Genomic DNA, 975 nt, shown 5'->3' with positions numbered 1-975 from the left:
TCGGGGAACTGCTCACCGGCGCGGGGAAGATATTCTATGCGGGGACAATCACTCCCAATATCGTTATCCCGGCAACGACAGCAGGAGTAATTCCGCAACTGACCACCGCCACGACCGTCACCGAAGATTAGCCCATGGCTGCGGATAGCGATTGGAACTCTGTCGTTCTGCATGCGCCGTTCAACAACATCGCGGCCGGCATTACCGATGTCAAAGGGAAAACGATCACTGTTGCCGGTGGGGCGGCGCTGACCCTTGCGCAAGGGCGTTTTTCCGGCGAGGCATCGTTGTACTTTGACGGCACAGACGACCGGCTGACGCTTGCATCCTCTTCAGATTTCGATTTCAGCGGCGGGGTGGTCACGTACCGCTTTTCGATTCGCCCAACTGCGCTGCCAGCCAGTGGGAAGTATTGCCGGATCATCATGGTTGGGACCAACGGGTCTAGTACCGGTCAGCATGTGGCCATTGCTGGCGACGGGAGCATTCACATTGGGAAGCCTGTTGGATCAACCAACGCCACAGGTTCAGCCGCTGGGGTGATCACTACAGGGGTATGGCAGGACATCGAGGTGGTGGTCAGCAACGCTTCGACCGTTCGGATCTTCAGGAATGGGGCGCTGGTGGCTGGCCCAGGTAGTTTGACGCTTCAATCCTCCGGGGCGAATGCGCTGGCCATCGGTAGAGACAATTCTGTAGATCCGGTTGATAAGTTCTACAACGGGTATTTTTCGCACCTGCAGATCACGAAGGGCGTGGCCAGACACCCCGCGGCGTTCTCTCAGATCACGGCGCCGCATGCGCGGCCTGAGATCAAAGGAATCGTCACTGGAGACTCTGACGAGCCGCTGGCCCGTCGCATTGTGGCGTTCAACCGCAAGACGCTGGCGATCACCGGGGAGACCACCTCGAACCCGGTGACTGGAGGGTCCTACGTCATTCCGCACAACAACTACACGGACAAGCACGTGGTCT

Annotated in this window: 1 protein-coding gene; it reads left to right on the top strand. The window is 58.6% G+C overall.

Annotated features, from left to right (window positions below; translation table 11 throughout):
* Positions 1-134 precede the first annotated feature (134 nt).
* On the top strand, positions 135-975 hold an 841-nt coding region (locus CAPSK01_RS07730; protein WP_273703286.1), incomplete at its 3' end, for a LamG-like jellyroll fold domain-containing protein.

The organism is Candidatus Accumulibacter vicinus (assembly GCF_000584955.1).
GTDB classification, from domain to species: domain Bacteria; phylum Pseudomonadota; class Gammaproteobacteria; order Burkholderiales; family Rhodocyclaceae; genus Accumulibacter; species Accumulibacter vicinus.
This window is presented reverse-complemented; position numbering and strand designations above follow the sequence as displayed.